At 37.3% G+C, this 22,084-nt stretch carries 19 protein-coding genes and 1 pseudogene; 12 read left to right on the forward strand and 8 right to left on the reverse strand.

Annotated elements, in window-relative coordinates:
• Positions 1–64: 64 nt before the first annotated feature.
• From JCM17102_RS15020 to JCM17102_RS15030, 3 genes are read left to right on the forward strand one after another with little or no spacing between them, the layout of a single operon-like run.
• Positions 65–2,641 (forward strand): DUF5686 and carboxypeptidase-like regulatory domain-containing protein, encoded by a 2,577-nt coding sequence (locus tag JCM17102_RS15020; RefSeq protein ID WP_025075753.1) that lies wholly within the window; start codon positions 65–67, stop codon positions 2,639–2,641.
• Between the two features lie 5 nt (positions 2,642–2,646).
• Positions 2,647–3,918, forward strand: coding sequence for a replication-associated recombination protein A (locus JCM17102_RS15025; RefSeq protein ID WP_025075754.1), 1,272 nt, complete (start codon positions 2,647–2,649; stop codon positions 3,916–3,918).
• 26 nt (positions 3,919–3,944) lie between these two features.
• Complete coding sequence (locus tag JCM17102_RS15030) at positions 3,945–4,901, forward strand: D-2-hydroxyacid dehydrogenase (RefSeq protein ID WP_025075755.1); 957 nt, start codon at positions 3,945–3,947, stop codon at positions 4,899–4,901.
• 330 nt (positions 4,902–5,231) lie between these two features.
• On the opposite strand, the gene JCM17102_RS15035 is transcribed toward JCM17102_RS15030, so the two are convergent.
• From JCM17102_RS15035 to JCM17102_RS15045, 3 genes are read right to left on the reverse strand one after another with little or no spacing between them, the layout of a single operon-like run.
• The gene (locus JCM17102_RS15035) at positions 5,232–6,374 is read right to left on the reverse strand and encodes a cytochrome d ubiquinol oxidase subunit II (RefSeq protein ID WP_025075756.1); all 1,143 of its coding nucleotides are present in this window, start codon (positions 6,372–6,374) and stop codon (positions 5,232–5,234) included.
• 24 nt (positions 6,375–6,398) lie between these two features.
• The gene (locus JCM17102_RS15040; RefSeq protein ID WP_025075757.1) at positions 6,399–7,955 is read right to left on the reverse strand and encodes a cytochrome ubiquinol oxidase subunit I; all 1,557 of its coding nucleotides are present in this window, start codon (positions 7,953–7,955) and stop codon (positions 6,399–6,401) included.
• A gap of 21 nt (positions 7,956–7,976) precedes the next feature.
• A complete protein-coding gene (locus JCM17102_RS15045; RefSeq protein WP_025075758.1) occupies positions 7,977–8,213 on the reverse strand; it encodes a DUF4492 domain-containing protein in 237 nt (78 codons plus the stop codon).
• Positions 8,214–8,437: 224 nt separating this feature from the next.
• Between JCM17102_RS15045 and JCM17102_RS15050 the strand changes: the two genes are divergently transcribed.
• From JCM17102_RS15050 to JCM17102_RS15090, 9 genes and pseudogenes are all read left to right on the forward strand, one after another.
• On the forward strand, positions 8,438–9,829 hold the full coding sequence (locus tag JCM17102_RS15050) for a TolC family protein (RefSeq protein WP_025075759.1): 1,392 nt from the start codon (positions 8,438–8,440) through the stop codon (positions 9,827–9,829).
• 23 nt (positions 9,830–9,852) lie between these two features.
• Positions 9,853–11,076, forward strand: a complete 1,224-nt coding sequence (locus JCM17102_RS15055; protein WP_025075760.1) for an efflux RND transporter periplasmic adaptor subunit — start codon at positions 9,853–9,855, stop codon at positions 11,074–11,076.
• A 150-nt stretch (positions 11,077–11,226) separates the two neighbouring features.
• Complete coding sequence (locus JCM17102_RS15060; protein WP_025075761.1) at positions 11,227–11,970, forward strand: ABC transporter ATP-binding protein; 744 nt, start codon at positions 11,227–11,229, stop codon at positions 11,968–11,970.
• 12 nt (positions 11,971–11,982) lie between these two features.
• Positions 11,983–13,201, forward strand: a pseudogene (locus tag JCM17102_RS27870) (ABC transporter permease).
• 18 nt (positions 13,202–13,219) lie between these two features.
• Positions 13,220–14,281 (forward strand): sensor histidine kinase, encoded by a 1,062-nt coding sequence (locus JCM17102_RS15070; RefSeq protein WP_025075762.1) that lies wholly within the window; start codon positions 13,220–13,222, stop codon positions 14,279–14,281.
• 13 nt (positions 14,282–14,294) lie between these two features.
• The gene (locus tag JCM17102_RS15075) at positions 14,295–14,993 is read left to right on the forward strand and encodes a LytR/AlgR family response regulator transcription factor (RefSeq protein ID WP_025075763.1); all 699 of its coding nucleotides are present in this window, start codon (positions 14,295–14,297) and stop codon (positions 14,991–14,993) included.
• 348 nt (positions 14,994–15,341) lie between these two features.
• Positions 15,342–16,535 (forward strand): tyrosine-type recombinase/integrase, encoded by a 1,194-nt coding sequence (locus JCM17102_RS15080; protein ID WP_025075764.1) that lies wholly within the window; start codon positions 15,342–15,344, stop codon positions 16,533–16,535.
• A 97-nt stretch (positions 16,536–16,632) separates the two neighbouring features.
• Positions 16,633–16,803 carry a hypothetical protein gene (locus JCM17102_RS30945; RefSeq protein WP_004313367.1) on the forward strand — a complete coding sequence of 57 codons (171 nt, stop codon included), beginning with the start codon at positions 16,633–16,635 and terminating at the stop codon, positions 16,801–16,803.
• Between the two features lie 41 nt (positions 16,804–16,844).
• Positions 16,845–17,294: a DUF5053 domain-containing protein gene (locus JCM17102_RS15090; RefSeq protein ID WP_025075765.1), complete on the forward strand. Its 450-nt coding sequence runs from the start codon at positions 16,845–16,847 to the stop codon at positions 17,292–17,294.
• Positions 17,295–17,678: 384 nt separating this feature from the next.
• Here JCM17102_RS15090 and JCM17102_RS15095 read toward each other — a convergent pair whose 3' ends face one another.
• From JCM17102_RS15095 to JCM17102_RS15115, 5 genes are all read right to left on the reverse strand, one after another.
• Complete coding sequence (locus tag JCM17102_RS15095) at positions 17,679–19,727, reverse strand: ATP-binding protein (RefSeq protein WP_025075766.1); 2,049 nt, start codon at positions 19,725–19,727, stop codon at positions 17,679–17,681.
• Between the two features lie 25 nt (positions 19,728–19,752).
• The gene (locus JCM17102_RS15100; protein ID WP_025075767.1) at positions 19,753–20,277 is read right to left on the reverse strand and encodes a hypothetical protein; all 525 of its coding nucleotides are present in this window, start codon (positions 20,275–20,277) and stop codon (positions 19,753–19,755) included.
• Positions 20,274–20,846, reverse strand: coding sequence for an N-acetylmuramoyl-L-alanine amidase (locus tag JCM17102_RS15105; RefSeq protein ID WP_025075768.1), 573 nt, complete (start codon positions 20,844–20,846; stop codon positions 20,274–20,276). The genes JCM17102_RS15100 and JCM17102_RS15105 overlap by 4 nt, the downstream gene beginning before the upstream one ends.
• The gene (locus JCM17102_RS15110; RefSeq protein ID WP_025075769.1) at positions 20,830–21,315 is read right to left on the reverse strand and encodes a phage holin family protein; all 486 of its coding nucleotides are present in this window, start codon (positions 21,313–21,315) and stop codon (positions 20,830–20,832) included. Before JCM17102_RS15110 ends, JCM17102_RS15105 begins: the two co-directional genes overlap by 17 nt.
• Positions 21,316–21,416: 101 nt before the next feature.
• Positions 21,417–22,025 carry a master DNA invertase Mpi family serine-type recombinase gene (locus JCM17102_RS15115; protein ID WP_025075770.1) on the reverse strand — a complete coding sequence of 203 codons (609 nt, stop codon included), beginning with the start codon at positions 22,023–22,025 and terminating at the stop codon, positions 21,417–21,419.
• Positions 22,026–22,084: the final 59 nt, after the last annotated feature.

Raw genomic sequence — 22,084 nt, forward strand, 5'->3', positions numbered from 1 at the left:
TTATATAATCTGTTATACTTAGAGTTATTTGCTAACTTTGTGTCCCCTACTACGTACGAACGTTATGAAACAACAATACAACAAAATAATTATACTGCTCATATTTATACTGGCAACTTCAAATACTTTTGCACAGCAGATAAAGGGAGTAGTTACGGACTCCATTACCAATGAGCCATTAATGTACATCTCGGTTTACTACCAAGATAAGAAAGACTTGGGCACTATCACGAACATCGACGGTGAATACAAGCTCGAAGCCAGAAAGAACGGGGGGACTCTTATATTCTCAGCTATCGGATACGTCAGTAAGACAGTAAAAGTAGGTTCAGGTAACCAAACTGTTAATGTCAAATTATCAACGGATAATGTACTGATTGATGAAGTCGTAGTGAAACCCAAGAAAGAAAAATACACACGTAAAAACAATCCGGCTGTCGATTTTATGAAAAAGGTAATCGAACACAAAAAGGCACAATCCTTGGAAGTGAACGACTACTACCAGTACGACAAGTACGAGAAAATGAAGATGTCTATCAATGATTTAACACCGGAAAAGCTGGAAAAAGGTATTTATAAAAAGTATTCCTTTTTGAAAGACCAAGTGGAAGTGTCGGAGACTACTAAGAAACTGATTCTTCCTATCTCCGTTCAGGAAACGGCTTCACAAACTATCTTCCGGAAGGATCCCCAAAATAAAAAAACAATTATTAAAGGAAAGAATTCTAATGGTATAGATGAGTTCTTCTCTACAGGTGATATGCTGGGAACAGTTCTGAAAGATGTATTTGCCGATATTAATATTTACGATGACGAAATCCGTCTCTTACAACAACGTTTCGTCAGTCCTATAGGCAATAATGCCATTTCTTTTTATAAGTTCTATCTGATGGATACGCTTGTGGTCAATAAACGTGAATGTGTACATCTTACTTTCGTTCCGCAAAACTCACAGGATTTCGGTTTTACGGGACATCTTTATGTCCTGAATGATTCCACTTATGCAGTTTTAAAGTGTACCATGAATCTTCCGAAAAAAACCGGAGTAAACTTTGTAAATCAGATGGATATCGTACAACAATATGAACAGCTTCCCAATGGTAACTGGGTATTGGCGGACGACGACATGACGGTAGATCTTTCCTGGAATTCCAATAAGACTTCTGGAGGGTTACAGGTAGAACGAACAACGAAATACACTAATTATCTGTTTGATCCTATTGAGCCACGACTTTTCCGATTGAAAGGTGATGTAATTAAAGAAGCAGATATGCTCTCGAAAAGTGATGAGTATTGGGCAGAAGTCCGGCAAGTACCGCTGACAAAGAAAGAGAATAATATGGATATCTTCGTAAATCGTCTGGAGCAGATCCCGGGATTTAAATATATTATATTCGGAGCAAAAGCACTGATCGAAAACTTTGTAGAGACAGGGACCAAAGAACATCCAAGTAAAATTGATATCGGTCCTATCAATACGATGATTTCAAGTAATTATATTGATGGAACCCGTTTCCGCTTAAGTGGTATGACAACAGCTCATTTCGATAAACATTGGTTCCTCAATGGCTATGGAGCTTATGGTCTGAAAGATAAACGTTGGAAATATAGTGGGACTCTAACTTATTCCTTCAACAAGCGTGATTATGTAGTATGGGAATTCCCGAAACATTATATATCAGCGACTTATAGTTATGATGTGATGTCACCGATGGATAAATTCCTGTTTACGGATAAAGATAATATCTTCCTTTCTCTGAAAACGACAACGGTGGATCAAATGTCTTATATGCGTGATGCTACTATCAATTACGAACTGGAAACTCAAGCAGGATTTGGTGTAAAAGCAATGCTTCGCCATCGTAACGATGAACCTTGCGGAAAACTGGAATATTTACGTAATGATGCAGCACAAACGCGTGTACATGATATTACAACTTCTGAAGCCAGCCTTACATTACGATATGCTCCGGGAGAGTCTTTTGTTAATTCAAAGCAACGCCGAGTACCTGTTTCGCTAGATGCTCCCATCTTTACATTGACTCATGCAATGGGATTCAAAGGAATATTGGGGGGAGAATACAATTTCAACCGTACAGAAGCAAGTATCTGGAAACGTTTTTGGCTTCCTTCATCCTGGGGTAAAATTGACTGTAGCGTGAAAGCTGGTGCAGAATGGAATATAGTGCCTTTCCCATTGCTGATTTTACCGGAAGCTAACTTATCTTACATCACCCAGCGTGAAACATTCTGTTTGATCAATAATATGGAATTCCTGAATGACCGTTTTGCTTCCATGTCCGTTTCTTATGACATGAATGGGAAACTGTTTAATCGTATTCCTCTGATCAAAAATCTGAAATGGAGGGAAATGTTTCGTATACGTGCTTTGTGGGGATCATTGACCGATAAAAACAATCCATTCAAGAGTAGTAATCCAGAGCTATTTCGTTTTCCTACCCGCGATGGTAAATTTACCAGTTTTGTAATGGATCCTAAAGTGCCGTACATTGAAGGTAGTGTCGGTATATACAATATATTCAAATTGCTGCACATCGAATATGTGCATCGTTTCACTTATCGTGATAATCCGGGTATTAATAAAAATGGTATCCGCTTCATGGTATTAATGGTATTCTAAGAATTATGCAACCTCTAGCAGAACGGTTACGACCTAAAACTTTAGATGAATATATCGGTCAGAAACATTTAGTCGGACCGGGTGCTATTTTACGAAAAATGATTGATGCGGGACGTATCTCATCTTTTATCCTTTGGGGACCTCCCGGAGTAGGAAAAACAACTTTGGCACAAATCATTGCTAATAAACTGGAGACTCCGTTTTATACTTTAAGTGCTGTAACTTCGGGTGTAAAAGATGTGCGCGAAGTGATAGATCGTGCCAAGAATAACCGTTTCTTTTCACAATCCAGCCCCATTATGTTTATCGATGAGATTCATCGGTTCAGTAAATCACAGCAGGATTCATTGTTGGGAGCCGTAGAACAGGGAACCATTACTTTGATTGGCGCTACAACTGAAAACCCTTCATTTGAAGTGATTCGTCCTCTCCTATCCCGTTGCCAACTTTACGTGCTCAAATCTTTAGAGAAAGAAGATTTGCTAGAATTACTTCAACGAGCTATTACTACTGATGTAGTACTGAAGGAACGGAATATAGAATTGAAAGATACTACAGCCATGTTACGTTTCTCTGGTGGAGATGCACGTAAATTATTAAATATTTTAGAATTGGTTGTAGATTCGGAAACAGAGGATAAGGTTGTCATTACTGATGAAATGGTAACTGAACGTCTACAACAAAATCCGTTGGCATATGATAAAGACGGAGAAATGCATTATGATATTATTTCCGCTTTCATCAAATCCATTCGGGGCAGTGATCCGGACGGGGCTATTTATTGGCTTGCACGTATGGTGGAAGGAGGTGAAGATCCTGCTTTTATTGCCCGTAGATTAGTGATTTCTGCTTCTGAAGATATAGGTCTTGCCAATCCCAATGCATTGCTTTTGGCAAATGCTTGCTTTGATACACTAATGAAAATCGGTTGGCCCGAAGGAAGAATTCCTCTGGCAGAAACTACAATCTATTTAGCGACAAGCCCTAAAAGTAATTCTGCTTACAATGCAATCAATGACGCATTGGAATTAGTACGTTCTAGTGGTAACCTACCTGTGCCTTTACACCTCCGTAACGCCCCTACTAAGTTAATGAAACAGTTAGGTTACGGACAAGAATATAAATACGCTCATAATTACGAAGGGAATTTCGTAAACCAGCAGTTCTTACCTGATGAATTGAAAAACAAACGAATCTGGCAACCTCAGAACAATCCGGCCGAACAGAAACATGCTGAACGCATGCAGCAATTGTGGGGAGAAAAGTTCAAGAAATAGGAATAGACAATTCAAAATATATATTTATGAAAATAGTAGTTTTAGACGGCTATGCCGCTAATCCAGGAGATCTATCTTGGGAAGGTTTGAAAGCTCTCGGAGAATGTACTATCTACGATCGTACTGCCCCCGAAGAAGTGCTGGAACGTGCTGCCGGTGCAGAAGTTATTCTAACTAACAAGGTTGTTATCAACAGTGATCTTATAGCTGCTCTACCCGAACTAAAATATATCGGTGTATTAGCAACCGGATATAATGTGGTAGACACTACTGCAGCTAAGGAACGTAGTATCATTGTGACAAATATCCCTGCATATAGCACTGCTTCCGTTGCACAGATGGTATTTGCCCATATTCTGAATATAGCATTGCAAGTACAACATCATTCAGAAGAAGTTCGGAAAGGTCGTTGGACAAATAGCAAAGATTTTTGTTTCTGGGATACTCCATTAATAGAACTTAGAGAAAAGAAAATTGGACTCATCGGATTGGGAAATACAGGTTATACTACAGCTCGTGTTGCTATCGGCTTCGGTATGCAAGTGTATGCAGTGACTTCCAAATCACATTTCCAATTGCCACCAGAAATAAAAAAAATGGACATAGACCAGTTGTTCAGCGAATGTGATATTATCAGTTTACATTGCCCGCTAACTCCTGATACTCACGAATTAGTAAATGCCCGCCGTCTAGCTACAATGAAATCATCGGCAATCCTGATTAATACTGGTCGCGGTCCTCTAATTAATGAACAAGATCTTGCTGATGCGCTAAACAATGGCAAGATTTATGCAGCCGGAGTAGATGTGCTTTCATCAGAACCTCCTCGTGCTGATAATCCGTTACTTACAGCAAAGAACTGTTACATCACTCCGCATATTGCATGGGCTACTTCAGAGGCACGCGAACGGTTAATGAATATTGCAATCAGTAATTTACAAGCATTTATTGCCGGAACTCCGGAAAATGTAGTGAATAAATAAGGGAGTTGCATATTTTAAAATAATGTAAGGCTACTCGTTCCTGAATACCCCCTAAAAGTAGAACAAAACTTTTAGAGATTCTATAAACAGAATGGAGTAGTCTTATTTTTACTCCCTCCCAATGCCCTTATAAATAAAACACGTTTATTCCGATAGCTACTTTAGTATATTTGCTGAACGCTAAGAGCATTCAAAAACATGACTTATTCAGTCGCATAAAAAAACCTCCTCCTATTTTACTCTACTCCATGCTTAAAGAATGTATAATAAGAAGAGGTCTTTTTATTTTAAAATCTCAAATACAAAATCCTATTTTAGAGAATCCCTATTTTAATAGGCATGTCCACCTTCATCCATTTCTTTCTCTGTGATCTTCTTGTTGTCAATACTCCGCCATGCATAGAAAATATATGCAATCACAAATGGAACAAGAATAGAAACCCATGCCATTGTTTCCAACGTATACATACTGGAACAACTATTGGCTAACGTCAAAGAACTTTGCAAATCCGTAGTAGATGGGTAATAGGCTGTATTATTATATCCTGCTACTAATAGCAAAGCCAATACAGTCAATACAGTTCCAATTCCTGTAAACCAAATACCTTTGTCAAAAGTCTTTTTAAGAACAGTCTTTCCTATTCCAAAAAGTACTAATAAAACTCCAACTAGAAACAGTCCCAATACAACAGGCATCTCTATGAAGTTGGTAAAATACTTAAATGGCTGCATATAAATCTCTTGTGTATCGGGGTTTACAGCAAAGCCATCTGATACTAATGTACGAATTACAAATGCTAAGAAAAATACTAGAAACAATATTGTATTGTTCAATACCGCCCGACGGCACTTTGTGTTTAATTCTTTATCGCTAATATTATTAATAAAATACAGAGCTCCTAATACACGTGCTAAAAAGAACACAGCCAATCCTAAAATCACATTCCAAATATTTGTCAGCGCATCTAATCCATGCCAACCATTTCCCCAGTGACTGATAACCGGCATAATCGTATCCGTAATATTTGATTTATTTACATAAAAATCCGAACCAGTAAAAAAGGTAGCAACTGCTCCACCTAACAACAACGGACCTACCACTCCATTAATTACCAGAAAAGTCTGATAAGTCTTTTTACCTAACAAGTTTCCTGCTTTACTTTGGAATTCATAGCTAACTGCCTGCAAAACAAAGCTAAATAGAATAATCATCCAAAGCCAATAAGCACCTCCGAAACTAGTACTATAGAACAATGGGAAAGATGCAAAGAAAGCACCTCCGAATGTTACTAGTGTAGTGAATGTAAATTCCCATTTACGTCCTGTAGAATTCACCATCATTTTACGATGTTCTTCTGTCTTACCAAGGCAAAACAACAATGAATTTCCTCCTTGCACAAATAACAAAAATACGAGTATGGCTCCAAGCAAGGATACAATCAGCCACCAATATTGTTGAAGAAGTATATACATGAGTTATTAGTTTTAAGTTTCATATTATTTGTTTAATCCCTCCGGTCCCTTCTTAATAGCCCGCAACATTATTCCGATACCAGCTATCAGCATGACTGTAAATAAAAGTAAGAAAATAAAAAATGTAATCTGTACAGAACTCACATCCAATTTTGAAATAGCAACCGTTGTAGGAAGTAAGTCGCGAATAGCCCATGGCTGACGACCACATTCGGCTACTACCCAACCTGCTTGTCCGGCAATATATCCCAAAGGAATAGTTAATAAGGCAATCCAATGTATCCAACGCATTTTACTCAGGTCTTTCTTATATGCAAGGTAGAGCACTACAATAAAAAACAGAATAAAATAACCACCCAATATTACCATCACGCGAAAAGCATAGAAATTCAGAGGTACGTTAGGAACCAACTCATTTACATCTTTAATATATCCGTAACCAAAATAAGGCATATTCTCTTTCAATACTGTATGTGCAATTTCTGCATCCTTTTCATTCCCAGCCTTCTTTGCAGCTTTAAATGCTTTCAATGCACCAATAGCTGTTTTTCCACGATCAATCTTCTCCTGTGCCGAAAGCGCAGTTGAACCATCCTTTAACTGATAACCTCCTTCAATGATATTTGTAATTCCGGGAACGTATGCATTCGCATCTCGTTCAGCTAAAAATGAAAGGAAACTTGGAATTTCTATTCGAAATAGGAAAGGTTCTTTCCCATCATTATATGTTTTCTTCTCAGGATTTAATGCTCCAATAGCTACCAAACCGACATTATTACCTCCTTCATACAAACCTTCTACAGCGGCCAACTTCATTGGTTGGGTCTGCGCTATTTGATATCCGGAACCATCACCTGTCCATGCAGAAAGCAAGGAAGCTACTAATCCAAAGATTGCACCAATCTTAATACTGGCAAGTGCAAATTCACGATTGCGTTTCTTAAGTAAATACCAACAACCGATACCCACTACAAAAACTCCACCCAGTACCCAACCAGATAACACTGTATGAAAGAACTTATTGACAGCCACTGGAGAAGTTGCTACAGCCCAAAAATCTACCATCTCATTACGGGAAGTCTCCGGATTAAATTCCATCCCCACCGGATGTTGCATCCAAGCATTAGCAACAAGAATCCACCAAGCAGAAATAGTAGCACCTAAGCCAGTCAGCCAAGTAGAAGCTAAATGGAAACGTTTGCTAACCTTCTCCCATCCGAAAAACATAACAGCAATAAAGGTGGCTTCCATAAAGAATGCCAGAATACCTTCAATAGCAAGTGGTGCACCAAAAATATCCCCTACAAACCATGAATAATTACTCCAATTCGTACCAAACTCAAATTCCAGAATTAATCCGGTTGCCACACCAATAGCAAAGTTAATACCAAACAGTTTCATCCAGAACTGGGCAGTACGTTTCCAAAACTCATTACCTGTCTTATAATACAGCGTCTCCATTATTCCCATCACCACTGCTAGTCCAAGGGTGAGTGGAACGAAAATCCAATGGTACATAGCTGTCATTGCAAATTGGGCTCTCGACCAATCGATCAGCGAAGTGTCAATACTTTCAATCATAATCTTATCGGATATTTAAATTTAATAATCAGTAGTTTTCTCTGGAAGTGCACGTTGAATTAATTCATTTCCCACATAATCAGCTTTATCTGCATCCGTAGGATGATCGCTGAGAAAATCAGGAAAGAAGAAGAATTTAAGTATAAAGAACATAACAAATAGTTTCACCAGAATAATAAGCCAAAGTGTACGACCTAAGGTCATACTACGGAAACCATCAAGATAAAAGTTCCAGACTCCAAGTAGTGCATTCTTCATATTCGGATACTTAGGATTTGTAATTAGTACAAATATACATTTTTTATAATTAAAACAAATAAGTAGGCTAAAATGTTGAGTGATTTATACACTTTTTCCTATAATACCTTCCTATCGACACAAAAAAATCATTTAACGGGGAAATATCGACATTTGTCTATCGTTTTTGTACCTAATATTAGATGTACATACCTTCGCATCAGTAAAATCAATAGCAGTAAAATATGATAAACGTAAAAAGATTGGCAGTGATAGCAGTTCTGGGAATGGGTATACTGACAGACATATCCGCCCAGAATTCTTCTGTGCAAACTGATACCCAAAACGAAGTGGTAACTCCAGTTCAATGGGATTTGCAATCGTGTATCGATTATGCCTTGCAGCAGAATATTACTATTCGTAAGAATCGGGTTAATGCGGAAAGTACGCAGATTGATGTTAAGACAGCGAAAGCTGCTTTGTTTCCCAGTCTGTCGTTTTCTACTGGTCAAAATATGGTAAATCGTCCATATCAGGAATCAAGTAACACAGTTAGTGGAAGCGAGATCATCAAAAGTACAAGCAAAACCAGTTATAATGGTAACTATGGTTTGAACGCTTCTTGGACTGTATACAATGGCAATAAACGACTTAATACCATTAAACAGGAAAAACTGAATAATCAGGTAGCCGGACTTGAAGTAGCGACTTCGGAAAACAGTATTCAAGAATCTATTGCACAGACTTATATACAAATTCTTTATGCAGCAGAGTCTGTAAAAGTAAATGAAAATACATTGCAAGTTTCTATTGCACAACGCGACCGCGGACAAGAACTTTTAAATGCAGGAAGCATTGCTAAAAGTGATTTTGCTCAATTGGAAGCACAAGTAAGCACAGATCGTTATCAACTCGTTACAGCGCAAGCCACTTTACAGGACTACAAATTACAACTAAAACAATTGCTCGAACTGGATGGGGAGAATGAAATGAATATCTATCTCCCCTCCTTGTCTGACAACAGTGTGCTTACACCGCTACCGACTAAAAAAGATGTTTATGCCAGCGCTCTCGCTATCCGCCCGGAAATAGAAGCAAGTAAACTTAATGTAGAAGCATCTGAATTGGGTATCGATATTGCTAAAGCAGGTTACCTTCCTAGTATTAGTCTTAGTGCAGGAATTGGAACGAATCATACGAGTGGTAGTGACTTCACTTTTGGTGAACAGATGAAAAACGGATGGAATAATTCGATCGGATTATCTGTTAGTGTACCTATCTTTAATAATCGTCAGACAAAGAGCGCCGTACAGAAAGCTATATTGCAACGTGAAACAAGTATGCTATCTTTACTTGACGAACAAAAGGCTCTTTATAAAACAATCGAAGGTCTCTGGCTAGATGCAAATAGTGCACAACAACGTTATGTAGCAGCTAATGAGAAGTTGAAAAGTACTCAAATCAGCTACGATTTAATCAGTGAACAATTCGATTTGGGCATGAAAAATACCGTCGAGCTCCTTACTGAAAAGAATAATTTGTTGCAAGCACAACAAGAACAACTTCAGGCTAAATATATGGCTATATTAAATGCACAATTGCTGAAGTTCTATCAGGGAGATAAATTAGCATTATAAATAAGTAAAAACATAGAAAAAGAATGAAAACAAAAAAGATTATCCTAATCGCTGTGGCAGTCGTCGTGGTAGTGGGTGGAGGAATCTGGTTCTTTACTGGTTCTCCTGCTAAACACAAAGTCACTTATGCAACTGCTAATGTCAGCAAAGGCGACATCTCTAATTCAGTGACTGCTACAGGCACCATTGAACCGGTGACAGAAGTAGAAGTCGGTACGCAAGTATCTGGTATCATCGATAAAATTTATGTAGATTATAATTCAGTAGTAACCAAGGGACAGTTAATTGCAGAAATGGACCGTATTACTTTGCAAAGTGAACTTGCCTCTCAAAAAGCTACTTATGATGGTGCAAAAGCTGAATATGAATATCAACAGAAAAATTATGAACGTAGTAAGGGATTACACGATAAATCATTAATTAGTGATACTGACTTTGAACAAGCATTGTACAATTTTCAAAAAGCTAAAAGTTCTTATGATAGTAGCAAAGCTTCATTAGCAAAAGCTGAACGTAATTTGTCCTATGCAACCATTACTTCACCAATTGATGGTGTAGTTATTAGTCGTGACGTAGAAGAAGGACAAACTGTAGCTTCCGGATTTGAAACTCCCACCCTCTTTACCATTGCAGCCGATTTGACACAGATGCAGGTTGTGGCTGACATTGACGAAGCTGACATAGGTGGTATTGAAGAAGGTCAGCGCGCCAGCTTTACTGTAGATGCTTATCCGAATGATACGTTTAACGGAGTAGTAACACAGATACGTTTAGGTGATGCAAGCAGTTCTAGTAGCAACACTAGTTCTAGCAGCAGTACTGTTGTTACCTATGAAGTAGTAATTTCGGCTCCTAATCCTGATTTGAAATTGAAACCTCGTTTGACTGCCAATGTTACCATCTATATTCTAGATAAGAAAGATGTATTATCTGTTCCAAACAGAGCTTTACGTTTCACTCCAGAAGAACCGCTAATTGGCAAGAATGATATCGTAAAAGACTGTGAAGGCGAACATAAATTATGGACTCGTGAAGGAAACACCTTTACTGCCCATTCAGTAGAAATAGGAATCAGTAATGGAATCTCAACAGAGATCATCAGTGGAATTGCTGAAGGTACTAATGTTGTGACAGAAGCTACTATCGGAGCTATGCCTGGAGAAACTGTTACAGCTGAAACCAATCAGGGAAATACTGAGAAAAGTCCTTTCATGCCTAGCCATCCGGGAAGTAAGAAGAAAAAGTAAAAAGAAACTTTTCCTCAGCTCTCTATTAAAAATTAAAGAACTAAAGATCGGATTCGACTATATACAGAGTATTTAGAGACTAATTATTAATCAAAAAAGTACCCCCCATTCCTTTTCCTTTAGAAAGGGTTGGGGCGAGGCTAATATGAAATGAAAAAAGTAATCGAACTTCAAAATATCAAACGAGACTTTCAGGTAGGAGAAGAAACTGTCCATGCGTTACGAGGCGTTTCGTTCACTATTTGTGAAGGGGAGTTTGTCACTATCATGGGGACTTCTGGTTCTGGTAAATCTACATTGCTCAATACATTGGGTTGCCTAGATACTCCTAGTAACGGAGAATATCTGCTCGATGGAATCTCTGTCCGTACAATGAGTAAGCCTCAACGTGCTGTGCTGAGAAACCGTAAAATCGGTTTTGTATTCCAAAGTTATAACCTGTTGCCTAAAACAACAGCTGTAGAAAATGTAGAGTTGCCACTCATGTATAACTCTTCAATCAGTGCAACAGAACGTCGGCAGCGTGCAATCGAAGCTTTACAGGCTGTAGGGCTGGGTGATCGATTGGAACATAAATCCAATCAAATGTCCGGTGGACAGATGCAACGTGTAGCCATTGCACGTGCTTTGGTAAACAATCCTGCAGTTATCCTTGCCGATGAAGCCACAGGTAACCTCGATACACGTACCTCATTTGAGATACTTGTATTGTTCCAGAAACTTCATGCGGAAGGACGTACTATCATATTCGTAACGCACAATCCCGAAATTGCGCAATATAGTAGCCGGAATATTCGTTTACGTGATGGTCATATCACAGAAGATACTATTAATTCACATATTCTATCTGCTGCTGAGGCTTTAGCTGCATTGCCGAAAAATGAGGAAGATTAAATGATTTAAATTATGAATGGAACCAATTTATTTAAGATAGCTCTCCGGGCCTTAGCTAATAATAAGCTTCGTGCTTTTCTTACTATGCTAGGTATCATTATTGGCGTCGCGTCGGTTATCACGATGCTTGCATCGGGCAAGGATCCAAAAGAAGTATCCAGAAGCAAATTTCTGAAATGGGCTCGAACATGATTATGATTCATCCGGGAGCCGATCGACGCGGAGGTGTTCGTCAAGACCCATCAGCGATGCAAACATTGAAACTTACTGATTACGAAGCTTTGCGTGATGAAACGAATTATCTGGCTGCCATCAGTCCGAATGTCTCTTCATCGGGACAACTCATTGCCGGTAATAACAATTACCCTTCTTCTGTTAATGGTGTCGGATTAGAATATCTCGAGATCCGTCAATTAAGCGTTGAGAATGGGGATATGTTTACGGAAGCCGATATACAAGCTCTGCCAAAGTATGTGTTATTGGTAAAACAATTGTGGATAATCTTTTCCCGGGTGGTAATGATCCTATCGGAAAAATTATCCGTTTTAACAAAATACCATTCCGCGTTGTAGGAGTACTCAAAGCTAAAGGATACAACTCTATGGGACAAGATCAGGATAATATTGTGCTGGCTCCTTATACCACAGTAATGAAACGTCTGTTAGCAGTTACTTATTTGCAAGGTATCTATGCCTCTGCTCTCACAGAAGATATGACAGATTATGCTACTAACGAAATTAGTGAGATTCTTCGCCGTAACCATAAACTTAAAGCCTCGGATGAAGATGACTTCACAATCCGTACACAACAAGAATTAAGTACAATGCTAAATTCTACAACAGATTTAATGACAACTTTACTTGCTTGTATTGCCGGAATTTCCCTTGTAGTTGGTGGTATCGGAATTATGAATATCATGTATGTTTCTGTGACTGAACGTACTCGTGAAATTGGTTTACGTATGTCTGTCGGTGCACGTGGAGTTGATATTCTCAGTCAATTCCTTATCGAAGCTATTATGATCAGTATCACTGGTGGTATTATTGGAGTGGTAATTGGTTGTGGGGCAAGTTGGGTTGTTAAGAGTGTGGCACATTGGCCTATCTTTATACAACCATGGAGTGTCTTCCTTTCTTTCGCTGTTTGTACTGTTACGGGAGTCTTCTTCGGATGGTATCCTGCAAAAAAAGCTGCAGATTTAGATCCAATTGAAGCAATCAGATACGAATAAAAAACTATCTTTGTCTTTATGAAACAAACCTTTACATCCGCACGTCGTCCTCTAGAAATACTGATACATATTATCAGCTGGGGGATTATGTTCGGATTTCCATTCTTTTTCGTTGAGCGGGGAAATGGAAATATAAATTGGATGGCCTATATACGGCATGCTGCTGTCCCACTCTCTTTTATGATTGTGTTTTATATTAACTATTTCCTTTTGGTTCCAAAATATCTTTTCCAAAACCAGACTAAGAGATATATTACATATAATATTCTCCTGCTCTGTACCATTGGAGTATTATTGCATTTCTGGCAAAGTTTAACATTCGATCCATCATTAGCTCCCAAACCTAAACGACCGAATATGCCTCCGGGTTGGTTATTTTTCGTTAGAGATATGTTGAGTCTGGTTTTTACAATTGGTCTGAGTGCTGCGATTCGTATGAGTGCACGATGGAGTAAAGCTGAAGCCGCTCGTAAGGAAGCGGAACGTAGTCGCGCAGAAGCGGAACTGAAAAATCTACGTAATCAATTAAATCCTCACTTCTTGTTGAATACCTTGAACAACATATATGCTTTAATCGCATTTAATACAGATAAGGCACAACAAGCTGTACAGGAGTTAAGTAAATTGCTTCGATATGTTTTATACGATAATCAGCAGACTTATGTTCCACTGTGTAAGGAGGTGGATTTCATACGCAACTATATTGAACTGATGCGTATCCGGTTGTCATCTAATGTACAAATGACAACTCAATTCGATATTCAGCCGGACAGTCAGACACCTATTGCCCCACTCATTTTCATATCTCTAATCGAGAATGCGTTCAAACATGGTATATCTCCTACTGAACCTAGTTTTATCAATATCTACCTTGCTGAAAATGATAAAGAAGTAATATGTAATATCCAGAATAGTAATCATCCTAAAAACATGATGGATAAGAGTGGTTCCGGCGTGGGATTAGAACAGGTAAGCCGACGTCTGGAGATACTTTATCCCGGAGCATACACTTGGTCAAAAGAGATCTATGAAGACGGTAAGGTATATGAATCAAAATTAAGGTTAAATATTAAGTATTAAATATCAAAGTATTATGGTGTTACGTTGTGCTATCGTTGATGATGAGCCTTTAGCGCTCGGCCTACTGGAAAGTTATGTAAACAAGACTCCATTTCTCCAACTTATTGGGCAATATTCTAGTGCAGTGCAGGCTATGAAAGAGTTGCCAGAGCAAGAAGTAGATCTTCTTTTTCTGGATATCCAAATGCCGGAACTAAATGGATTGGAATTCTCTAAAATGGTTGATGCACGCACCCGTATTGTATTTACAACTGCTTTTGGACAATATGCCATTGATGGTTACCGTGTTAATGCACTCGACTATTTACTAAAACCTATTTCGTATGTTGATTTCTTACAGGCAGCCAACAAAGCCCTCCAATGGTTTGAATTGACTCAGAAACCAGAAGAAAAGGATAGCATCTTTGTAAAAAGCGATTATAAACTTGTACAAATAGATTTGAAGAAAATCCTATATATTGAAGGCTTAAAAGATTACATTAAAATATATACGGAAGATGTCCCAAAACCTATATTGTCATTAATGAGTATGAAAGCTATGGAAGAGCTATTACCTTCTAGTCGCTTCATACGCGTTCATCGTTCATATATTGTCCAAAAGGATAAAATCAGGATAATTGATCGTGGACGGATTGTTTTCGATAAGACCTATATCCCCATTAGTGATAGCTATAAACAAGCCTTTCAAGTTTTTCTTGATGAAAGAAGCTAAAGCTAATGTTTGCATATTTATCGGTAAAAATAGGAATTTTGTCGATTATGCTTTGGTAGACCGGGTTTTATCTATATCTTTGCATTGAACAGAAAGGGATTGTGAAATTCCAAGAATAGAATAGTTTAGTTAAGTCTAGTTTAGTTTTTGTGTTGAAGGGCTTCTACCTCGGAGGAGGATTAGAGGCCCTCTTTTTATATCTGATTATCAGTTAATTATAAAAACAATCGAACTATTTCTGTTTTAATTAGTAATCATATTTAAGAGACAAAAACGTCACTTTTGACACTATTTTATTGCCGTTTTATTGCCGTGGCAATTTGAACACTCATTAAATTGTATTTTAATATGGCTAATTTATTCATCACAATCGTCCCTACAAAAGTAATGACTAACGGACAACATAAAGTAAGAATTGCAATAACTCACAATTCTGAAACAAGATACATAGTAACAAACATAATCATTGATTCAATAGATGAATTTAAGAACGGAAAAGTGGTTAAGCGAACAGATAAAGAACTCATGAACGCTAAACTCAAAAGGATATATGATATGTACTATGAACGATGTGAAAAGGTAGAGTATATAGATGCACTCACATGTACACAGTTAGTTAAAATAATAACTAGTCCTATGAATGGAGAAAAGCATCGGAAATTTGAAGACGTATTAGAAGAATATCTATCCCAAATAGATGAAGAAGAAAGAAGGAAATCATATAAGCTCTATAAATTGGCGGCTAAACATTTTATAGACTTTACAGGACCCGGATCACTGATGGAGCATATCACACCGATCCGAATAAATAATTATATCACCTCATTAAAGAAAAGAAAGAAAAAGCTTTCTCCTACTTCAATCAATATCTATGTGACTTTACTGAAGGTCATAATAAACTATGCGATCAAAATGAAGTACGTAGAATATAAAGTAGATCCGTTTGTTACAGCTTCAATCCCGACAGCAAAAAAACGAGATACCTACATCACTGTAGAGCAGATGAGAATCATCCGGGATATGGAACCTAACAAATACAATGTATCAGTAGTGCGAGACATCTTCATGCTCACATATTATCTTGCCGGAATGAATCTTGTAGATATGTTATCATACGACTTCCGGACAACTGAAGTGGACTATATCAGAATGAAAACAAGGAATACAAAAGATGGAGACAGATTAACATCATTTGCGATCCCTGATGAAGCGAAGCCACTTATTAAGAAGTATATGAATAAGAATACCGGTAAACTCGTATTTGGGAAATATAAGACTTATGAATCCTGTTATAATACACTAACACGAAAGATGGTAGTATTGAAAAACACAGCAGGGGTAACGCATGATCTCACATTATATTCAGCTCGCAAGTCCTTCGTTCAACATGGATACGATCTTGGGATTCCTCTTAGTACACTGGAATACTGTATCGGGCAATCAATGAAAGAAGACAGACCAATCTTCAACTATGTCACAATAATGAGGAAGCACGCTGATAAAGCAATCAGAGAAATACTTGACAACTTGAAAAATGAATAATCACATATAAAATAAATCACTAAAAATTTGCACAATAAGCAAATGCTTATTATCTTTGTAGTGTCAAATAAGAGTTCTTAATTTTAATGTTTAACTGATGAAAGATGAAGAAAAAAAAGAATTAGAACAAGAGTATGAGAATTTAAAACTTCTCGCTTCATTTCACGAGGCCTACGGGGTTCCTGAAAATGCCAAAGAACGGGAAGCGCTTATAAATGACATACTCGACCGGATGAATGAAATCCAAGAGAAATTAAAAAAGTTGTAATTAACCTCCCTCCCTTCGGGGAGGGACAAACATTAAAAGTTATGATAGATTGGGATGCTTGCCTGCCAACAAAAGAAATGCAGGCTGACTTTGAAAGATTTAAAGGACTGAAAACCACAGAAGAAAAAGAAGCTTTCAAAAAGGAAATGCAGGATAAATACAACAAACTGCCGGAAGCCCAAAAGGAAGCCTACAAGAAAGCATCTGAAGCCGGGCTAAAAGCAACAGTTAATGCCTGCAATGATTATATAGAAAGAGCGGAAGAAGCCATATTACGTGATAAACTTGGAGAATTGCCCGAAGCAATCTCATTCAGTTATATTGCAAAGAAATATTTTGGTAAAAGTAGAAACTGGCTATATCAACGTATTAACGGGAATATAGTCAACGGGAAAAAGGCTCGCTTTACTGACAATGAACTCAAAACGTTCCTGAACGCTTTGAACGATGTTAGCGAAATGATTCATCAGACATCATTAAAGATCAGTTAAGCTCTTATTTGACACCATCCCTGCATTTGAGCCGATGCAGGGATTTTTATTGTCTAATCGAAAAATAGTAGTATCTTTGCAACATCAAGATAATACAGACATAATTCGGATTATTTTGGTTTGACTTTGGTGAGGGGGTGGTTCCCCTCACTTTTTTATATCCCTACCGAACTTTTCAATTATATATTAGTACTATCTTATGTAACCCTTCTGGAAAGTTTGTTGATTCGTGTGTTGTTGATAGGAAGGATTATAAAACAAAGAGGTAGCCGAATAGCTACCTCTTACAAACTAGCCGAAACTGATGTAAAGGTATAAGAAAGCCCCGAATCAGAGAGACGGGGCAGAATAATTGTTATGGTAGTAAACAATGCAGAAGAAGCCCTAAATGCCTAACTTTTTAAAGAATGCCATATTTTTGCGCCTTGCATTAACTGCCAAAGAATCATAAGTTAAAATCTCTTGTACCAAATTCCCCTCCATCTTAATTAAGCTTTTGTAAGGAGACTGCTTGAATCCACCAAAGCTAGTAGCATCATCTTTTAACTTATTGAATGCATTTACATCACATACATAATAAAAATAGATAGGGGTTGATTCTAAAACACTTATGTGCTTCCCCTTAGTGTTCACTGTCCCTTTCCTCAAGCCTTTAACCTGATCCATCATCTGTTTATTATATTCTAATAAAGAAACAGTTCTATTAGGTCTTTTAAACTCTACAAAAACAACTGACATCAACTCTCCATAATCATTCGCCTCACCATATTTATAATTAACGTCATAAATCGCAATATCAGGTTCTTTTTCCGAATCTGTATCAATTACATTATGCTGATTTTGAGCAATATCAGACCTGATGTATGTATGAAAAGACAATCTTTCATCAATTAGCCATAAATTATGATTTTCAAAAGAAAGAGTCTTTTCAGTAGCCCCCATTGTGAAAAACAAGTTATGTAACGTGTTTTCTTCTTCGTAAGTAAAATCTTCACTATCTATTCCATTAATATATTCAACATATTTATCCAGTAAATCAATTATCACCTTTCTGTGTGATACATATTGAGCTAATTTACTATTAGTCTCATTTGTCAACAGGGGGACTATTTCGTTAAAGAGCTCTCGATATCCTTTTTTTTTAAAATCCCTATTGAGCAGTTTTTCCCTTTTCTTCCTCAATTCTCTACCAATACGATATTGATGATCATGAAAAATATCATCGAGTTTCTTTTCATCTGCATCATTTGGGATTGAATTCAATATATCGCTATTTAACTCTAGCCACCGATACGAAATTCCGTCATCGCTCTTCAGAAAAGATTCCACTTTATTCTTAACGATCATTTGTCTATCAGCAATCAATGATTCATATTTATCAAACAAAATAGTTTTAATTTCTTTCTGAATATCCTCTTCTGATATTCTATCATTGATGTTAAGTTTAGTTTCTTCAGTGTTTGCATCTAATTTTATATCATCTCTTGATTCAGTAACTCTACTATTTAAGAATTCTGAAGTAACATATATATTTATAAAATATGCTTGATCATCTGCTTCTACCTTAGATTTGAAAATTGGTAGTATTTTCTCTATTTTTCTTCCTCTTACACGTCGATTGTGAGCAGCTAACGAATATTCATTAGCGCAGGCTTTAGAATCTTTTACAATATAGAAAACAAAATCCACGTCCTTGATTTTTTTGGTAATTTTCGAAAGCAGAAAATCATTTGGATTAAACTGATTTGATAAATTAATTATGGTATTGTCTTCTTCAACGGTTATCTTTGGTACATTCTTCTCTAAAAAGTAGAGCAAACAATGTTCTAATATTTGATCCGCAATTTTCTCATGCGAGAACATAGAGGATATCTTATAAAACTTGGGTCTTATTTTTGAAAATATTAATTTCGTTCCAATATTCTTGTCCGATTCGGAAACTCTACATTTAGTGTCTTTATCTTCATCGTATTTATCGGTAAATCTAACTTCTCTTTGATGAGTTTTCATATCTTCAAAGAAGACACTTTCAATTTTAATATCTTCAAACACAGAAAGCATACTAAAACGACCAAGCCCTTTGCCGCCAATTTTTATTTTTTTAGTAGAATGTGCAGTATTAAAACTGCCAAAGTTTAAATTATTTAAACCAATACCGTTATCAACTATCTCTATTGATTTTATGGGAGAGAATATTTGTGTTTTATCAAATTCCTCATCACATTCCCCTAATTCAGTCTGTTTGTTATATCTGATAATTTTAATATTAATTTCACCTTCAACAGTTTCGTTCTTTTTCCTTTCATCAATTGCTTGGATGGAGTTCACTACAGCCTCAAACACAGGAAATAACACTTTATCTTCTGAAAGACTTAAACCTGAAATGATGCCTCTAATATCTGCTTTCATATCTAACGGTATTAATTTTGGCATAAAGATATATGTTTTTAATTGAATTTTAAATACCCCTACTTACTTTTATTCTCCACCTATATACCAACCACCCCACAATTAACAAACCTATTGTACCTATATACACTCTATCCTTATGTAAATCCCACCAAGAAAGCTCGACAACTCTCTCTTTTTGATTCAGCAAGGCAGTTACCTTATCGCTTATAGTATCTAGCCGGTTAGAAAACTGTTGTAAGCTTATAGACAATATTTCATCTACTTCCGCCCTTTCCTGCTCCTGTCTGGAAGCGGTAGTAGTACTTTCCTTGACTATATGCTGCCTACCGGTTGAATCCGGATCAGACAAATAAACAGTCGTGTTCTCCACTTTCAGATTACTTAGCCGGTCATTAACAATCTTCGTTTGTTTACTGAGGTCTATTCTCAATTCTTCAATTATCTTCCGTAGATATTGGAGGTCTCCGGAATAGTCAATTTGTTTTTGAGTATCAATATTGCAAGAAGTCCGGCATGAAGCAAACCATATTCCAGCCATCAGGAACATGGTTATATAAATCAAGGCTTTCATAATCCCAGGTATTTAGCGATTCCCTCAATGTGTATCTTGGCGACCGCATCCTTACCACGTGCCGACAATAGAAACTCCACGTCCTCTTTATTATCCTGAAAGAAATTCTCAGTCAAGACAGCCGGACAATTCGTATCCCGGCACATGGCGAGATTCTGTTGCCAATATAACTTGTCCGGAGACGGCTTTCGTACAGGAATACCAATACTCAACACTGTTTCCGATAAGCATTCAGCAAGCTTCTTACTGTTACCGGACGCATTGTTAGACACATACACGCTCCATCCTTTCGCATTCATCCAATTTGTGCCATTACCGGCAGCATTACAATGAATAGAAACAAGAATTGCTTCGGAAGCCTTATACTCGTTCACTCTCCGGCAACGTTCTGCCAATGGTACATCCACTTCTTCTTTCACGACCAGTTCCGCATCAATTCCTAGTTTACGCAATTCAAATACTACACGCCCAGCAATTTCACGGGTATAGGCGTATTCTTTTAACCTACCATCCGGAGAACACTTGCCCGGAGTATTACTACCATGACCATTATCAATTAATATTTTCATTTTTTGTCTCCTTATCTTTTTTCAAATATTCATCCAAAGCTTCTATTATCTCAGTTGGATCGGTTTTATGTTTGACTATCTCTGCTGCTAATAAAGCTACATCCTTGTAATCACTTTTCACTTTTTCGTCTGCCTTCTCATAGATTGACTTCAATTCAACTAACGAGATACCTAAAGCTCCAAGCAATGTAACCACAGGAAAAATAGGTATAGACCAACCATAATACCCATCCAAATACCAGACCCCACCCATCTGCATAGCATCAATAACTGTCAAAGCAATTAGAGCGTTATAATACCGGGCTATCTTGTCAATAGTCTTTTTATACATGAAACTAGAACGTACTTCACCACGTATGCGAGCTTTACGTACACCACTCCATAAGTCGGCAAGTATCATTATAAACACTTCGATATAGATACCAAACAGCATCCAGCCAACAATAAATAGTTCATTTAATCCTTTCATTTTCTTTATGTTTAAACTTTTCGCATAAAAAAGCCCACTAGCAAGCCTGTTAAGGACTGCTAATGGGCATAATCGTTTAATGCAAAGGTAGTAATTATCTGTTAATTTACAACACTTTCACTTATTCTACGCAAATGCCTTTCTAAGGTAATATAAGTACATTTCACTTTCCTGCAAATTGCAGCCTTAGATTTACCATCACTCAGCATTTGCCGAATAATTGTCTCTTTTGCTTCAAGTCTATAATGAGGATTCCTGCTCCCTTTTTCACGACCCAATCTCATCCCTTCAGCTTTACGACGTGCTAATCCTTCTTTAGTTCGCTGGCTGATCAGATCGCGTTCTATTTGAGCTGATAAACCAAAGGCAAAAGCTAATATCTGACTATTGATATTGTTTCCCAATTCATACCTCTCCTTTACAGTGAGCACCATTGTTTCTTTAGTCATACAAAGATTGAGAATAGACATGATCTGCATAAGGTTTCTTCCAAGCCGGCTAATCTCAGATATAAGTAATGTATCCCCTTTCTTCATTTTTTTAAGTAATGAACCTAGTTTTCTATCTCTAGCTGATTTTGTTCCAGATACTGTTTCAGCAATCCACTTATCAATCACGACTCCTTTTTCTGTAGCAAACTTCTGAACTTCAAATCGTTGATTCTCGACAGTCTGTTTATCCGTTGATACTCTAATGTATGCGTAAATCATTTTTTTCACCAAAGATACGGTTTTATAAAAAAGTGAGTTCGAAGCGTTTCTGTCGTCCC

Origin of the sequence: Bacteroides faecichinchillae JCM 17102 (assembly GCF_000614145.1) — a bacterium.
Taxonomy (GTDB): Bacteria; Bacteroidota; Bacteroidia; order Bacteroidales; family Bacteroidaceae; genus Bacteroides; species Bacteroides faecichinchillae.

What these genes read in the sequence shown, in the direction of transcription:
- JCM17102_RS15020 (WP_025075753.1), top strand. Translation starts at nt 65, where the DNA reads ATGAAACAACAATACAACAAAATAATTATACTGCTCATATTTATACTG.
- JCM17102_RS15025 (WP_025075754.1), top strand. Translation starts at nt 2,647, where the DNA reads ATGCAACCTCTAGCAGAACGGTTACGACCTAAAACTTTAGATGAATAT.
- JCM17102_RS15030 (WP_025075755.1), top strand. Translation starts at nt 3,945, where the DNA reads ATGAAAATAGTAGTTTTAGACGGCTATGCCGCTAATCCAGGAGATCTA.
- JCM17102_RS15035 (WP_025075756.1), bottom strand. Translation starts at nt 6,374, where the DNA reads ATGTATATACTTCTTCAACAATATTGGTGGCTGATTGTATCCTTGCTT.
- JCM17102_RS15040 (WP_025075757.1), bottom strand. Translation starts at nt 7,955, where the DNA reads ATGATTGAAAGTATTGACACTTCGCTGATCGATTGGTCGAGAGCCCAA.
- JCM17102_RS15045 (WP_025075758.1), bottom strand. Translation starts at nt 8,213, where the DNA reads ATGAAGAATGCACTACTTGGAGTCTGGAACTTTTATCTTGATGGTTTC.
- JCM17102_RS15050 (WP_025075759.1), top strand. Translation starts at nt 8,438, where the DNA reads ATGATAAACGTAAAAAGATTGGCAGTGATAGCAGTTCTGGGAATGGGT.
- JCM17102_RS15055 (WP_025075760.1), top strand. Translation starts at nt 9,853, where the DNA reads ATGAAAACAAAAAAGATTATCCTAATCGCTGTGGCAGTCGTCGTGGTA.
- JCM17102_RS15060 (WP_025075761.1), top strand. Translation starts at nt 11,227, where the DNA reads ATGAAAAAAGTAATCGAACTTCAAAATATCAAACGAGACTTTCAGGTA.
- JCM17102_RS15070 (WP_025075762.1), top strand. Translation starts at nt 13,220, where the DNA reads ATGAAACAAACCTTTACATCCGCACGTCGTCCTCTAGAAATACTGATA.
- JCM17102_RS15075 (WP_025075763.1), top strand. Translation starts at nt 14,295, where the DNA reads ATGGTGTTACGTTGTGCTATCGTTGATGATGAGCCTTTAGCGCTCGGC.
- JCM17102_RS15080 (WP_025075764.1), top strand. Translation starts at nt 15,342, where the DNA reads ATGGCTAATTTATTCATCACAATCGTCCCTACAAAAGTAATGACTAAC.
- JCM17102_RS30945 (WP_004313367.1), top strand. Translation starts at nt 16,633, where the DNA reads ATGAAAGATGAAGAAAAAAAAGAATTAGAACAAGAGTATGAGAATTTA.
- JCM17102_RS15090 (WP_025075765.1), top strand. Translation starts at nt 16,845, where the DNA reads ATGATAGATTGGGATGCTTGCCTGCCAACAAAAGAAATGCAGGCTGAC.
- JCM17102_RS15095 (WP_025075766.1), bottom strand. Translation starts at nt 19,727, where the DNA reads ATGCCAAAATTAATACCGTTAGATATGAAAGCAGATATTAGAGGCATC.
- JCM17102_RS15100 (WP_025075767.1), bottom strand. Translation starts at nt 20,277, where the DNA reads ATGAAAGCCTTGATTTATATAACCATGTTCCTGATGGCTGGAATATGG.
- JCM17102_RS15105 (WP_025075768.1), bottom strand. Translation starts at nt 20,846, where the DNA reads ATGAAAATATTAATTGATAATGGTCATGGTAGTAATACTCCGGGCAAG.
- JCM17102_RS15110 (WP_025075769.1), bottom strand. Translation starts at nt 21,315, where the DNA reads ATGAAAGGATTAAATGAACTATTTATTGTTGGCTGGATGCTGTTTGGT.
- JCM17102_RS15115 (WP_025075770.1), bottom strand. Translation starts at nt 22,025, where the DNA reads ATGATTTACGCATACATTAGAGTATCAACGGATAAACAGACTGTCGAG.